The following is a 13213-nucleotide window of genomic DNA, read 5'->3' as shown; positions in this document are numbered from 1 at the left end:
GATGTTCTCAGGCGGGGCAGGAACGCCGGAACCTTCCGTTCGATGCCGTCAAGGGCGGCGGCCAATTCCGGTATGCATAATGCACGCATGCATACGGAGCACATCACTGAACTGCGCAAGGCGGAAGCCGGACTCAAGGCCCTCGCCGAACCCTCCAGCATCCGGCGTACGGCCGAACTGGCGGAGACCGCGGAGACGCTCAGCGCATGCGCCGCAGGCCTGGCCGACGTCGGCGATTCCGGCGCCGCGCGGCAGCATCTCGCCTCCGCCGTCCGCGTCCTGGAGGCGGCGCAGGCGGCGGCACTCGCGCACCGCCGCAACTTCCTCACCCGTCCGCTGTCCCACGCGCGCTTCGCCCTGCACCTCGGCAGGGCCCGCGGCCATGTCCATCGCGCCTGGGCGGAGTTGGACCCCACGCACACGCCGCCCGAGCACCCTTGAGATGACCTCTCGGCCGGATCAGGCCCGCATGCCGCCGTCGACCCGGAGGACCGTGCCGGTCACATAGGAGGAGCGGTCGCTGAGGAGCCAGGCGGCGGCCTGGGCGATTTCGTCGGGGTCGGCTGCGCGGCGCAGCGGAGTCTTCGCGTTGAGCCGGTCGATCACACCGGGCGAATCCGCTTCCCAGGAACGGATCATCTCGGTCAGCGTGGTGCCGGGGGCGATCGCGTTGACGCGGATGCCTTCCGGGCCGTAGGTGACGGCAGCCGATTCGGTGAGGCTGTTGAGCGCCCGCTTCGTCGCACCGTAGGCGGGCAGTTCGGGGTTGCCCCTCAAGCTGCCGATGCTGGAGTTGTTGACGATGGCCCCCGTTCCGGCGGTGGCGCGGATGGCGGCGACCTCGGCGACCATGGCCAGCCACGGGCCCTTGAGGTTCACGGCGTAGATGTGGTCGAAATCAGCCTCGGACACCTGGTCCATCGGGCCGGGGGGTATGCCCGTCGCCGCGTTGTTGAACGCGACGTCGAGTCGTCCGTACACCTCCACGGTCCGGTCGACGGCGGCGCGCACGCTGTCCGCGTCGGCCAGGTCGCACACCACGTAGTCCGCGATGCCGCCCGCCGCCCTGACTTCCTCGGTGACCGCCTTCAGCTGGTCCTCCGTACGGGCCGCGAGCAGGACCCGAGCGCCTTCCCTGGCGAAAAGCCGGGCCGCTGCGGCGCCGATGCCGCGACCCGCACCGGTGATGAAGGCGACCTTGCCGGCCAACAGGCCCGGCGCGGCAGGGGCGGTGGATGTGTCGGTGGTGTCGGTGGTCGGTGTGTTGTCCATGGGAGTGATTCTGCGCCGAGCGGTCTTGGTGAAGTCAATTCCGTTGGAGAGCGGGGGCTTTGGCGGGAGCTTTGGCGGGAGTGGTGGTGGTGCCGGAAATCCTGTACGGAACCGGCCCTCGACCGCACGGCCGGTGCGGGCCGCCGTTCCCCGCCCCGGCCGCCCGCCGCTCGCATGCCTATACGATCTGACCCGTGTGCGCTCATGTGATCATCGCCGAGGACGACGAAAAGCAGGCCGAGCTGTTGCGGCGCTACCTGGAACGCGAAGGTCATGCCGTCACCGCGGTCGGCGACGGCTTCGCGACCTTGGAGGCGGTCCGGCAGGGAGAGCCTGACCTGCTGATCCTCGATGTGATGATGCCGCGGGCCGACGGACTGGACGTGGTGCGCATCCTGCGGGCGGAACAGCGCGAGGTGCCGGTGCTGATGCTGACCGCCCGTTCCACCGAGGACGACCTGCTGCTCGGCCTCGACCTCGGGGCGGACGACTACGTCACCAAGCCGTACAGTCCGCGGGAACTGATGGCCCGGGTACGTACGCTGCTGCGCCGCGCCCGGCGTGCCCCCGACGGCGCCCCCGTGGCCGACGGCGTGCTGAGCGTGGGCGGGCTGGTGATCGACTCCGCCCGGCACCTGGTGTCGGTCGACGGCCGGGCGGTGGACTGCACGCCCGGGGAGTTCCGCGTCCTCGCGGCTCTCGCGGCCGAGCCCGACCGGGTCTTCTCCCGCCAGCAACTGCTCGCCGAACTGCACGGTTTCGACCGGTACATCAGCGACCGGACCGTCGACGTGCACGTGATGAACCTGCGCAAGAAGATCGAACCGGCCCCGCGCCGCCCGGTCCGGCTGCTCACCGTGTTCGGTGTCGGCTACAAGCTGACGGATGCGGCGAAGGCGTCCCGTGCGTCGTCGTAGGGCCGGACACCGGGACGCCCCGGTGCCGGGGGCTGCGACGCGGCGCACGAGACTGCCGCTGCGCAAGAGTCTGCTGGGACGTCTGCTGGCGGTGTCCGCGCTGGTGGCGGCGTGTTCGGTGGCCGCCACCGCCTGGATCGCCGTCCAGACGACATCGGGCGCCATCCGGCAGGAGCAGGGCCAGAACCTGACCGCCGACGCCCGGATCTACCACACCCTGCTCGGCTACGCGGCGGCCCACCGCACCTGGGACGGGGTCGAGAAGACCGTGCGCGAACTGGCCGAGCAGTCCGGCCGCAGGGTCGCCCTGACCACCGAGGTCAGGACGCCGCTCGCCGACTCCGCCCCTCCGTCGGCCTCGTCCGCACTGCCCGCCCAGGCCTCGGCGGTCGTCGACCCGCTCTCCGTGGACACCGCGCTGGCGGCGGAGAGTCCCGGAAGCGCAGGGACCCCGGCGGACCGGGTCGATCCGCGGGCGGTGGGCCCGTTCCGGCTCCCGGCGGCGGAGCTGAGGAACCTGCGGCGCAGCGCCGACCGGCTGGTGTCCTGTCTCGACGGCTCGGGCATCGCCTCGGACGTGGTGACGAGTCCCAGCGGGCGCCCCACGGTCCAGGTGGTGGGCAACGATCCCGGACGGCTCCAGGAGTCCCGGTGTCCGACCGACGCCCTGGACCTGCCCACCGCCACCGAGCGCAAGGCGCTCGGCGCGCTCAACCAACTCGCCGACGCCTGCCTGAAACGACAGGGCCGACCTGGCATCCGGCTGAGACTCGACCTCTCCTGGGGTCAGGAGGCCGGGCCCGTCGAGCCCCCGCAGGTGGTCCCTCCCCGAGCGACGCCCAGCTACCTGGGCGGCGGCGAGACCAGGATGGTCCCCCGCGACTCCGAGGACGACCGGGCGATCGCCTCCTGCGTGGGAACGGCCCGCCGCGAGCAGCTCAGTTCGTACGTCGCCTCGCCCGCGCTGCTCTTCATAGGAGACGCGGGGGCGGCCACCGTGCCGGGGTTCGACCTCTCCCCCGCCAACACCGCCAAGATCGCGGGGGCCGCCGCACTCGTACTGGCCCTCACGGTCGGCGCTTCGGTGCTGGCGGGCATCCGGCTCGTACGTCCCCTCCAGGCGCTGACGAGCGCCGCCCAGCGGATGCGCGACGGCGCGGACACCACGCCGGTGCGCGTGGCGGCCGACAACGAGATCGGCCGGCTCGCCGCGACGTTCAACGACATGTCCGCGCACCGCTCCCAACTGGAGGGGCAGCGCAAGGCCATGGTCAGCGATGTCGCGCACGAGCTGCGCACCCCGCTGAGCAACATCCGCGGCTGGCTGGAGGCCGTACAGGACGGGGTGGCCGAACCCGATCCCGCGTTCATCTCCTCGTTGCACGAGGAGGCCATGCAGCTCCAGCACATCATCGACGACCTCCAGGACCTCGCCCAGGCCGACGCCGGGGCGCTGCGGCTGCACCTGGAACCGGTGCGCGTCGAGGGGCTGCTCGCACAGGTCGCCGCCGCTCACCGGACGCACGCGGAGACGGCGGGCGTCGCGCTCACGGTGTGTTCCCCGCCGCCGGAGCGCCCCGTTCCGGCGCTGACGGCCGACCCGGTCCGCGTGCGTCAGGCCGTCGGCAACCTGGTCTCCAACGCGGTGCGCCACACTCCCGCGGGCGGCCGCGTCACCCTGCGCGCGCTGGGGTCACCGGACGGGGAAGCGGTGCTGGTGGAGGTCGCGGACACCGGTGTCGGCATTCCGCCCGAGGACCTCGCGCACGTCTTCGACCGGTTCTGGCGCGCCGAGAAGTCGCGCAGCCGGCGCACCGGAGGCAGTGGGCTCGGACTGGCGATCGTACGGAAACTCATCGAGGCGCACGGGGGCACGGTGTCCGCCACGAGCTCTCCCGGCGCGGGATCGGTGTTCACCCTCCGCCTTCCCACCGCGCCGGAACGGACCGCGCCGACGGGCCCCGGGCGGGGGCCCGAATCCGGCCCTGAATCCGGCCCAGAATCCGGCCTCGAACCCGGCCTCGACCCCGGCTTCGGCCCCGGCTTCGGCCCCGGCCCGAAACTCGGCCCAGAACGGGCCTGATCCGAGGACCACAGCTTCCTGACAGCTTCTTCATAACTTCGCGCCAGCCTGTGGGCACGCCTCGCGGCGCGGTACGCGTCCGTACCCGCGCCGTCGAAGAGGCCGAATCGGAACGGAGCCCTGTAGATGTCGTTGCTGTCCCTGAAGACTCCCCTGCGCCATGCCGTACTCGCCGCTGTCACGGCGGGCGCGATCTGCCTCCCGGCCACCACGGCCTTCGCCGACACCGCCCCGAAGCCGGCCGCTCCCTCCACGGCCGGTGGGGCGTCGGCGGGCGGCGGCGAGACGGGCCCGACCGCCACCCCGCCGAGCGCCACCCCGTCCGCGGGCGGCGGCGAGACCGGCCCGAGTGCCACCCCGTCGCGCGGTGGCGAGTCCGCCCCGACCGCCACCCCGTCGGCGGGCGGCGGCGAGAGCGGCCCGTCCGTCACCCCGCCGCGCGGCGGGGTCGCCGCGGGCGAGCAGCCCGAGGCCGCGTCCAACGGCGGTTCGACTGCGACCCTGGGTGCCGCCGCAGGAGCGGCGCTCCTGCTCGCGGGAGCCACGACCGTGGTGATCCGCCGTCGGACCGCCGACCGGCGCGACGGCTGACCCACCCGATCCGACGGCCGGTGGAGGCGACGTCCCGCACGGGTCGCCGTCCCACCGGCCGTCGGCCTTCCCAGGAGCCTGCACCCATGTCCCGTACGTCCCGGCCCGGCCGGCCCTCCGTTCTGCTGACACTCACCTGCCTGGGCACGACCGCGCTGTTCGCCCTGACCGGCTGTACCACCGCCGCCGTCGACGCCCGGCCCGGATCCGGCCGGGCAGCGGCTGCCCAGGCCGACCCGCCACCGAGCGGCCCCGCTTCCCGTACAGCCCCTCCTCCTTCCTCCCCCTCTTCCTCTTCCTCGTCTTCCGACGAGGCCCGCCCGGGGACGCCCGCGCATGTGTCCATCCCCTCGATCGGGGTCGAGAGCGACATCATGCGGCTCGGTCTCAACACCGACGGCACAGTGGAAGTGCCGCCTTCCGACAAGGGCATGACGACCGGTTGGTACTCCGGCGGCCCGGTGCCCGGCGCGCGCGGTCCCGCCGTGCTGATCGGACACAACGACACCCGCTACGGGCGGGCCGTCTTCCACGACCTGAAGAAGATCGCCAAGGGTGCGGACATCGTCGTCCGCGACGCCGGGGGAACGAAGATCCGCTTCAAGGTCACAGGACGCGAGACGGTCGGCAAGAAGACGTTCCCCACCGAGCGGGTCTACGGCCGCACCGAGGGGCGTGTGCTGCGGCTGATCACCTGCGACGGCGCGTTCGACGCCCAGGGACACACGCTGGACAACCTGATCGTGTACGCGATGAAGGTCTGACCCCCGCAGCGGGGAGGGCTCCCCGAAGGGTCGCGGAGCGGTCGCACCGGCTGCCGGACTCGGCGTGAACGGAGCGGGCCCGGTTTTACCGGCCGTGCCCGAGCCCGTACATTCCGTGTGGCAGTTCCGGCAGTCGACCTGGAGGCGAAGCATGGACACCAATACGGCCGACGTGTCTCGGAGTTGCCCCCGCCCGGAGGGGCGGCCGGAGGGGCGGCCGGTCCCGGAGGCCGAGCCGGGACTCGTGGAGCGGTGGCGTGCCGAGGGCGGCCAACTGGTCGAGCTGCTGACCCGGGTGCGTGAGCGGTGCGGCGGTGTGGCCGCGTTCCGCAACGGCTCGGCCCGGACCGTTCTCGTGACCGACCCGGAGGCGGTCCAGCACGTCCTGGCCCAGCACGCGGACGTGTACGTCAAGCGTTCCCACCGGGCCCGGCTACTGGTCGGAGACGGTGTCCTGGCGGCCACCGGTGACGCGTGGAAGCGGCAACGCCGCCTGCTGCAGTCCCAGTTCACCGGCCCGGGGATGCGCCGCTACGAACACCGGATCACCGAGGCCGCCCGCACCACCGCCGCACGCTGGGACGAGTACGCCCGCACCGGGCAGACCTTCGACGTCGGGCACGAGATGCGCCGGTTCGCCCTGGACTCCATCTGGCGCTCCCTCACCGGGTATCCGCTCGACGAGGCGACCGCGGACGTACTGACCTCGGTGGGCGCTGTCATGGAGGCCCTGCCGACGCTGCCCGCCGATGCCGTCGGAGCCCAGGACACGGTGGCCGCCGATCTCGCCCGCATCGACGCGCTGGCCCGGCATGCCATCGACGCCGCCCGCAGCGGCACGGCGGGCCCCGACGGGCCGGGCCTGCTGCACGTCCTGACCGGTGCGGGCGCCGAACGCCCCGAGTACACCGACCAGTTGGTCCGCGACGAACTGGTCACCCTGCTCGCGGCCGGACACGAGACCACCGCGACCACCCTGACCTGGCTCCATCTGCTCCTCGACCAAAACCCCGACGCCCGCGAAGAAGCTCTGGCCGCCGGTGGCGAAGGCTCGGCGGAACGCCGACAGGCCCTCCAGGCCCTGGTCCACGAGACGCTCCGGCTCTACCCGTCCGCCTGGATACTGCCCCGCCACGCCGCCGAGGACGACCTCGTCGGCGGCTTCACCGTCGAGGCCGGTACGGACCTGCTGGTCTGCCCGTACCTCACGCACCGCGACCCCGAACTCTGGCCGGATCCCGAGCGGTTCGACCCCCGGCGCTTCACCGACCCGGACGGCCGCCCGGCCCGGCCGGGCGCCTACTACCCCTTCGGCATCGGCCCGCGCGCCTGCCTCGGCCTGCAGTTCGCGATCCGGGAATCGACCGTCCTGCTGGAGCATCTGCTGCCGGTGCACACTCCGGTGTTCTCCGCCGTCCCCACGAGGACGGCGTACGGCATCACCGTCCGCCCCGAAGGACCCGCCTGCGCCACCCTGAAACCCTGACGCTCCTGCGGTCCGTGCGTCGGACCGGGGCCCGTGCCCCGGCCCGGCGCCCCGGCTCTGCGCCCCGGCCTGTCAGCCGGCGATCCTGGCGGTCAGCCCGTAGACCAGCTCCTGCCCGTCGACGAGCAGGGCCTCCACCGTGCGTGAACTCGGGTCGATGTCGGCCTCCATGCCTTCTCCCGCGTAACGGGGGTAGCCCGAGGAACCCGTCTCGCCGGTCGCCTCGACCACCGCCGAGCGGACGGCCGAGTCCTCTGCGGGGACTGTGCCACCGCCCTCGATGTGCTCGGGAATCAACAGGACCGTGAAGTGCGGCGGTTGCGTGGTCATGGTCCGTCATTCAAGTGCCTGAACCCCTCGATCGCCCGTCCGGCACGCGGGAACAGGAAAGGGAACGTCCGGCCGCCCCCGATCGACGGTGCCGACCGGGTGAACCACGCCCGCACACGCCCGGTCGCGGACCCGCGGGACCGGTACTTTCGCGCCATGACCACCCCACCCACCACGGCTCCCACCCCCGCCGTGTCGATGCTCCGGCTGCTCGGCGGCTTCCAGATCTCGCAGGCCCTGTACGTCACGGCGCGCGCCGGCATCGCCGATCGGCTCGCGGCGGGACCGCGGACCGTACCGGAACTGACCGAGGGGACGGGCCTGCGCCCTGAGCTGCTGCGCAGACTGCTGCGCACGCTCGCCGCCGAGGGCGTGTTCGGTTACGACGAGACGTCGGACGGCGTGTCGCTCGGCGCGCTCGGCCACACGCTGCGCACCGACGTCCCCGAATCCGTGCGCAACGTGGCGCTGATGTGGATGGAAACCCACTACCGCCCGTTCGCCGGGCTCTGGGGCACTCTGCACGACGGGATCCCCGCGGCCGAAGCGGAACTGGGCATGCCGTTCTTCGACTGGCTGGCCAAGGACCCGGCGGGCGTCGCCACCTTCAGCGGCGCGATGGGCGACCTGATGCGTGCGGTACGGGCAGACGCGCTGGCCGCCCTGGAACTGGACGGCGTCCGCACCCTCGTGGACATCGGCGGCGCCGACGGCACCGCCCTGGCCGAACTCGCCGTACGAAACCCGCAGTTGCGCGGCACCGTCTTCGACCTGCCGCACGTGGTGGCGGCGGCGCCCGGCCTCCTGCGCGGCCGCGGCGTCGAGGACCGGATCGCCGCCGTGGGCGGCGACTTCTTCACCGCCGTACCGTCCGGCGCCGACTGCTACCTCGCCTGCTTCATCCTGCACGACTGGAACGACGAGCAGGCCGCCCGCATCCTCGGCCGCATCCACGAGGCGGCCGCCCCCGGCGCCAGGCTGTTCCTCGTCGAAACCGTGCTCGGCGAGGGCACCCCGCCCGAGATCGCCACCCTGCTCGACCTCACCATGATGGGGATGCTCCACGGCCGCGAACGTACCCGCGGGGACTGGCGGTCCCTGCTCGGCGGAGCGGACTTCCGCCTCGACAGGATCCGGGAGACGGGCGGCCCGATGTGCGTCGTCGAGGCCACCCGGCTGCCCCGGCCCGAGGACGGTCACGGGCCGACGACCTGACCGGGGTCCGTGACGGGTGCGGGAACTCGTGCGCGGGGAGGGGGGCCGCAGGACAGGGACGGCGCGGCCGGTGCGCCGGATTCGATGTCGCTGACCAACCGGCGCAGGGCGAGATGGCCGTGGGGCGTGGGAAGCCGGTCGTCCAGGGTGGCGAGCGTGCGCTGCGCGCGGCGCCAGGCACGGCCGCTGCGGCCCTCCTGGTGGTCGACGAACGCCCGGGCGTATCGGGCGGTGACGCATGCCCAGTCATCGGGTTGGGCGCCGGGAGCGGTGAGGGCGCGTCGTGCGCTGACGCGGGCGGCACCGGGGTCGAAGGAGGCCTGGGCGAGGGCGGCGGCAGCCTGGCTGACGGCCGCTGAAAGACCGCCCGTGGCGTGGCGCGGAATGGTGTCGGCAGCCTCCTGGAAGTGGGCGGCGGCGGCCTCGTGGTCCTGCCGGTGCAGTGCGAGGAGGCCCTGGACGTGGGCGATCCGGCCGAGGGCAACGCTGTCGCCGGCCAGCACGGCACAGGTCCAGGCCCGGCCGAGCAGGACACGGGCGGAGTGCGGGTCGCTGCCCGCGGTCAGCCACGCCGCCAGCAGCAGGGCGGGTGCCGTCCCGGGACCGTCCGGTAGGCGCCCGTCGAGGAGTTGCAGGAGATGGGCGTGCCCCTCGTCCGCCCTGCCGTGCACCGCCCACCAGAACCACAGACCGGTGACGGTCTCCAGCGCGGCCTCCGCGTGGCCGGGGTCGCCGAGCGCGTACTGGATCGTGGCGGTGAGGTCCTCGTGCTCCTCCTGGACCAGCAGGGCGGCCTGGCTCTGGCAGCCGTTGTCCCACAGGCGCCCGGCGGCCACGGCCAGGTTGCCGTAGTGGATCAGACGCCGCTCGTACGTGGCCATGAGCTCGTCCGCCTCCCGCAGTGCTCCCTGCCGAAGTCCCGGGCGAGCCGGGCCATCCGGTACCGGGGCCGGCCGGGTCCGCCGGGGTCGCACAGCGGTTCCAGTACTCCCAGCGCCACCAGTTGTGCCAGGCACCTTTGCCATTCGATGGCACAACACCGGGCGACCCACCACCACATCGGTGAACTCCCTTTACCTGGAAGGGATTTCGGCCACCACCCGGCCGGACGTGGGCCCGCGCGGCATCTGTCGGCCCTTGGCAGGCGTACGACTTCAGGGCAGGCGGCAGAGCCAGACGGGACCGAGCCAGGGCTTGCAGACCGGCTCGGGCGGGGGCGTGGGCTCAACAGGCTCCGGTTCGACCGGAGTCGGCTCGACGGGCGTGGGCGTGGGCTCCACGGGGGTCGGCTCCACAGGGGTCGGCTCCACAGGTGTCGGCTCGACGGGCGTGGGCTCGACCGGAGTCGGCTCCACGGGTGTGGGCTCAACGGGCGTGGGCTGCACAGGAGTCGGCTGCACAGGAGTCGGCTCCGTGGTCGGCTCCTCCGTCCGCGCCGGGGCCGTTGCCTCAGCCTCCGTCCGTACGGGTTCGGGTACGGGTACGGGTGCCTCGGGTTGGGACGCGGCCCGATCAGGTTCGTCCGGCGCCTGCGGTGGGGCCTGTTGGGCAGGTACCGATAGGGGTGCCCGCTCGTCGCGCCGCTCCGGAGCCCGGGGCGCATCCTCAGTCGCCGGTACCGGCTCCGGCCGGGTGGCCGGGGGCTCAGCCCTGGGTGGGGGTGTGGGCGCGGGTGCGGGCACCGCACTCTCCACCGTCGCCGTACGTTGCTGCGGCACCGGCGCGTCCGAACCGCCGAGTGTCAGCCCTGCCGCGACCACGGCACCGGCCACCGATACCGCCACCGCTCCGAGCACGGTCGCGGGAACCTTCGAGCCGCCGGTCAGGACGTGGCGTACCGCATGCAGCGGCCCGGACCCGTGCCCGCCCGCCGCTGCCGACGCCGACCCGGACCCGGACGCCGCCGACGCCGACGCGACAGCTGCGCCACCGGCCGCCGGCACCAGGAACTTGGCCGCGCCACCCAGCACGAAGATCAGCAGCGCCGGTCCCACCAGCGCGGGCAGCCGCGTATTGGCCTGCATGAGCACGGCGAGCCGGTCCCTGCAGTCCGCACAGTCGTCGAGGTGCCGCTGGAGCTTGTCCGACTGACGCTCGGAGTCCGCACCCCGTACGTGCGCGGGTATGCGCTCCCAGTACGCGTCGCAGGCCGGGTCCATCGGCGTGCCGGGATGTGCCCGCAGGAACGCCTGCCGCATCCCCTCGCGCGCCCGGTGCAGCAGCACCGCCGTGGCGCCGCGCCCGGCGCCCACTCCCCTGGCCACCGCCTCCAGCGGCTGGTCCTCCGCCTCGGCCAGCCAGAGCGCCTTCACCCACCGCTCGGGCAGCTGCCCGAGGACGCGCGTCAGCAGGTCCACCGAGGCGATCCGGGTGCCGGGGTCGTGGTCGTCGCCCGTGGCGGCGACGGGCTCGGCGCCCCACGGACCCTGGTCGTCCTGCGGGTCCTGCGGGGATTCCCGGGTGCTGCGACCGACCGTCGCGGCGAGGTTGCGCACCGTGGTCGTGAGGTAGGCCGGGACGTTGTCGATGGAGTGCCCGGCGGACAGACGCCGCCAGACGCGGAAGTGCGCCTCGGCGACCAGATCGTCGGCGAGCCAGGGGTTGCCGGTCAGCGAGCGCGCGTAGGCGACGAGCTGCGGCTGCTGCTCCTCGTAGATCTGCGCGTACGAGGCGGTGGCCGACCCGGCGACGGGCGGCCCGGCAACGGTCGGGACAGCGGTCTTCGACACGGCGGTAGGGCCGTCGGGCATGGCAGAACGCTCCTGTCCCACTGCGAGGGATTGGATGAGTTCGAAAGCTTAAGGATTGAATGTCCGCTTTTGGGGCCCCTGTGGCGCAGGTCACATCAGATGCTCGCCGGATCGCCGTAATAAAAGTCGGTCACCGGTGGTCGTAAGGGCACAGGAAACACGCAGAAGTGGAGCCGACCATGACCATCACCGCATTCGACCAGCCGACCCGTGCCCGCCTGATCACGTCGGAGCAGCCGGAGCAGTACGAGCGGGCCGTGCCGGTCGTCCTCCACTACGACGCGAACGACCCCCTGGCCGTCCACGCCACCTTCGCCGCCGAATTCTCGCTCGACGGCACCCCTGCGGTCTGGACGTTCGCCCGCGAGCTGCTGGATGCGGGGCTGCGCGCCCCGTCCGGCAGCGGAGACGTGCACATCTGGCCGTGCGGCAGGGCGCAGACCGTGGTGGAGCTCCATTCGCCGGACGGGCTGGCCCTGGTGCAGTTCGACACGGCCGTCCTGCGCCGCTTCCTGCTGCGCTCGTACGCGATGGTGCCGGCCGGGCAGGAGGATCTGGGCCCCGGCCTTGAGCGCGGGCTCGCCACGCTCTTCGGCGGAGTCTGACCCGGAAGACGCGGACGACGCGGACGACGCGGACGACCCAGAAGACGCAGACGACGCGGACGACCTCGAAGGCTCAGAGGACCACGGCGATCTTTCCTGCCAGACCGCCCTGGAGGAAGCGGGCGTGCGCGGCGCGGATCTCCTGGAGGGCGAAGGTGGAGTGCACACGCAGTCGCAGGGAGCCGTCGTCGACGAGCCCGGTCAGCTCGTTGAGTCCCGCACCGTCCTCGCGCACCTGGTTGACGGTGGTGCGTACGCCACGGGCGGACAGGTCGGGGACCGGACCGGCCTGGGTGGCGATCGACGCGTACCGGCCGCCGTCGGCCACCGCCCCGGTCACGAACGCCCCGAAGGTGTCGAAGACCGCGTCGTAGTGGCGCTCTCGCAGAGCGTCGCGGTCGGTGGTGACGAGGTCGGCGCCGTGGTCGCGGGCGAAGGCGGCCTGCTCGTCCCGGGAGATCAGCGCGTCGACCCTGGCGCCGCGCGCACGGGCGATCTGCAGCGCCAGCCCGCCGACCGCCCCTGCGGCTCCGGCGATCAGCAGCCGGTCACCGGCCGTGACCGCCAGCCAGTCCAGCGTCTGCAGGGCCGTCAGCCCGGGGAGCGGCAACGTGGCCGCCTCGGCCGGGCCGACGGACCGCGGTGCCGCGGCGACGGCGTGTGCGGGCAGCGCGACCAGGTCGGCCCAGGTCCCTCGCCCGGCGCCGAGTTGGTGCGACATGGCGATGACGCGTTCACCGGCTCGCAGCCCGCTGTCGCCCGCGTCGACCACGACGCCGGCCAGGTCCCAGCCGAGCGTCATCGGCAGCGGCGGCGTTCCTTCACCGATGGCTCCCTCCCGCGTCTTGTCGTCGACGGGGTTGATGCTGGTCGCCACCGTGCGGATCAGCACCTCTCCGGGGCCGGGTTCGGGCTCGGCGGCATCGACGATGTCGAGGACGTCAGGGGTGCCGAAGCGGTCTATCTGTATGGCGCGCACGAAAAGCCCTTCACATGACGGGTCTGACGACAGGGCCCAACACCCGTAATGATCAAGGGATTCCCGACCCGGCCCCGACCTCGACGCCGCTCTCGACACCGCTCTCGACTCAGCCCTCAACCCGGCCCTCAACTCCGCTCCCCAGAGCCTCTGTTGAAGCACTGGTAGGAAACCTTCCTATCCACTACTCTCCCTGACGGCGGCTTGGCGCGGTGCCCGAC

Annotated in this window: 13 protein-coding genes; 8 read left to right on the top strand and 5 right to left on the bottom strand. The window is 72.8% G+C overall.

Annotated elements, in window-relative coordinates; genetic code table 11:
* Positions 1-87 precede the first annotated feature (87 nt).
* Entirely contained in the window at positions 88-441 is a 354-nt protein-coding gene (locus tag ACH4SP_RS10965; RefSeq protein ID WP_398412925.1) for a hypothetical protein, read from the top strand.
* Positions 442-459: 18 nt separating this feature from the next.
* On the opposite strand, the gene ACH4SP_RS10960 is transcribed toward ACH4SP_RS10965, so the two are convergent.
* Positions 460-1272: an SDR family NAD(P)-dependent oxidoreductase gene (locus ACH4SP_RS10960; RefSeq protein ID WP_398412924.1), complete on the bottom strand. Its 813-nt coding sequence runs from the start codon at positions 1270-1272 to the stop codon at positions 460-462.
* A gap of 194 nt (positions 1273-1466) precedes the next feature.
* Here ACH4SP_RS10960 and ACH4SP_RS10955 point away from each other — a divergent pair, with 194 nt between their 5' ends.
* The 5 genes from ACH4SP_RS10955 (at position 1467) to ACH4SP_RS10935 (ending at position 7113) form a co-directional block, all read left to right on the top strand.
* The gene (locus ACH4SP_RS10955) at positions 1467-2189 is read left to right on the top strand and encodes a response regulator transcription factor (protein WP_398412920.1); all 723 of its coding nucleotides are present in this window, start codon (positions 1467-1469) and stop codon (positions 2187-2189) included.
* Complete coding sequence (locus tag ACH4SP_RS10950) at positions 2158-4272, top strand: sensor histidine kinase (RefSeq protein ID WP_398412917.1); 2115 nt, start codon at positions 2158-2160, stop codon at positions 4270-4272. Before ACH4SP_RS10955 ends, ACH4SP_RS10950 begins: the two co-directional genes overlap by 32 nt.
* Before the next feature lie 126 nt (positions 4273-4398).
* Positions 4399-4863 (top strand): sortase-dependent protein, encoded by a 465-nt coding sequence (locus tag ACH4SP_RS10945; RefSeq protein ID WP_398412915.1) that lies wholly within the window; start codon positions 4399-4401, stop codon positions 4861-4863.
* A gap of 86 nt (positions 4864-4949) precedes the next feature.
* Positions 4950-5627: a class F sortase gene (locus ACH4SP_RS10940; protein WP_398412913.1), complete on the top strand. Its 678-nt coding sequence runs from the start codon at positions 4950-4952 to the stop codon at positions 5625-5627.
* Between the two features lie 151 nt (positions 5628-5778).
* On the top strand, positions 5779-7113 hold the full coding sequence (locus ACH4SP_RS10935) for a cytochrome P450 (RefSeq protein ID WP_398412911.1): 1335 nt from the start codon (positions 5779-5781) through the stop codon (positions 7111-7113).
* A gap of 72 nt (positions 7114-7185) precedes the next feature.
* Here ACH4SP_RS10935 and ACH4SP_RS10930 read toward each other — a convergent pair whose 3' ends face one another.
* On the bottom strand, positions 7186-7443 hold the full coding sequence (locus ACH4SP_RS10930; protein ID WP_398412907.1) for a hypothetical protein: 258 nt from the start codon (positions 7441-7443) through the stop codon (positions 7186-7188).
* Between the two features lie 156 nt (positions 7444-7599).
* On the opposite strand from ACH4SP_RS10930, the gene ACH4SP_RS10925 reads away from it, so the two are divergent.
* Positions 7600-8658, top strand: coding sequence for a methyltransferase (locus tag ACH4SP_RS10925; RefSeq protein ID WP_398412905.1), 1059 nt, complete (start codon positions 7600-7602; stop codon positions 8656-8658).
* On the opposite strand, the gene ACH4SP_RS10920 is transcribed toward ACH4SP_RS10925, so the two are convergent.
* Together ACH4SP_RS10920 and ACH4SP_RS10915 are read right to left on the bottom strand one after the other, a co-directional pair.
* Entirely contained in the window at positions 8640-9539 is a 900-nt protein-coding gene (locus ACH4SP_RS10920) for a hypothetical protein (protein ID WP_398412903.1), read from the bottom strand. The genes ACH4SP_RS10925 and ACH4SP_RS10920 overlap by 19 nt on opposite strands.
* 273 nt (positions 9540-9812) lie before the next feature.
* Positions 9813-11408 carry a sigma factor gene (locus ACH4SP_RS10915; RefSeq protein WP_398412900.1) on the bottom strand — a complete coding sequence of 532 codons (1596 nt, stop codon included), beginning with the start codon at positions 11406-11408 and terminating at the stop codon, positions 9813-9815.
* A 179-nt stretch (positions 11409-11587) separates the two neighbouring features.
* On the opposite strand from ACH4SP_RS10915, the gene ACH4SP_RS10910 reads away from it, so the two are divergent.
* Positions 11588-12013 (top strand): SsgA family sporulation/cell division regulator, encoded by a 426-nt coding sequence (locus ACH4SP_RS10910; protein ID WP_398412898.1) that lies wholly within the window; start codon positions 11588-11590, stop codon positions 12011-12013.
* A 73-nt stretch (positions 12014-12086) separates the two neighbouring features.
* On the opposite strand, the gene ACH4SP_RS10905 is transcribed toward ACH4SP_RS10910, so the two are convergent.
* Positions 12087-12992, bottom strand: a complete 906-nt coding sequence (locus ACH4SP_RS10905; protein WP_398412896.1) for an NADP-dependent oxidoreductase — start codon at positions 12990-12992, stop codon at positions 12087-12089.
* Positions 12993-13213 lie beyond the last annotated feature (221 nt).

The sequence above is a fragment of the Streptomyces sp. NPDC021093 genome (assembly GCF_044333135.1).
Lineage (GTDB): Bacteria > Actinomycetota > Actinomycetes > Streptomycetales > Streptomycetaceae > Streptomyces.
This window is presented reverse-complemented; position numbering and strand designations above follow the sequence as displayed.

Excerpts from the sequence above, each read along its gene's own strand:
- ACH4SP_RS10965 (WP_398412925.1), top strand. The coding sequence starts at position 88 with ATGCATACGGAGCACATCACTGAACTGCGCAAGGCGGAAGCCGGACTC.
- ACH4SP_RS10960 (WP_398412924.1), bottom strand. The coding sequence starts at position 1,272 with ATGGACAACACACCGACCACCGACACCACCGACACATCCACCGCCCCT.
- ACH4SP_RS10950 (WP_398412917.1), top strand. The coding sequence starts at position 2,158 with ATGCGGCGAAGGCGTCCCGTGCGTCGTCGTAGGGCCGGACACCGGGAC.
- ACH4SP_RS10945 (WP_398412915.1), top strand. The coding sequence starts at position 4,399 with ATGTCGTTGCTGTCCCTGAAGACTCCCCTGCGCCATGCCGTACTCGCC.
- ACH4SP_RS10940 (WP_398412913.1), top strand. The coding sequence starts at position 4,950 with ATGTCCCGTACGTCCCGGCCCGGCCGGCCCTCCGTTCTGCTGACACTC.
- ACH4SP_RS10935 (WP_398412911.1), top strand. The coding sequence starts at position 5,779 with ATGGACACCAATACGGCCGACGTGTCTCGGAGTTGCCCCCGCCCGGAG.
- ACH4SP_RS10930 (WP_398412907.1), bottom strand. The coding sequence starts at position 7,443 with ATGACCACGCAACCGCCGCACTTCACGGTCCTGTTGATTCCCGAGCAC.
- ACH4SP_RS10925 (WP_398412905.1), top strand. The coding sequence starts at position 7,600 with ATGACCACCCCACCCACCACGGCTCCCACCCCCGCCGTGTCGATGCTC.
- ACH4SP_RS10920 (WP_398412903.1), bottom strand. The coding sequence starts at position 9,539 with ATGGCCACGTACGAGCGGCGTCTGATCCACTACGGCAACCTGGCCGTG.
- ACH4SP_RS10915 (WP_398412900.1), bottom strand. The coding sequence starts at position 11,408 with ATGCCCGACGGCCCTACCGCCGTGTCGAAGACCGCTGTCCCGACCGTT.
- ACH4SP_RS10910 (WP_398412898.1), top strand. The coding sequence starts at position 11,588 with ATGACCATCACCGCATTCGACCAGCCGACCCGTGCCCGCCTGATCACG.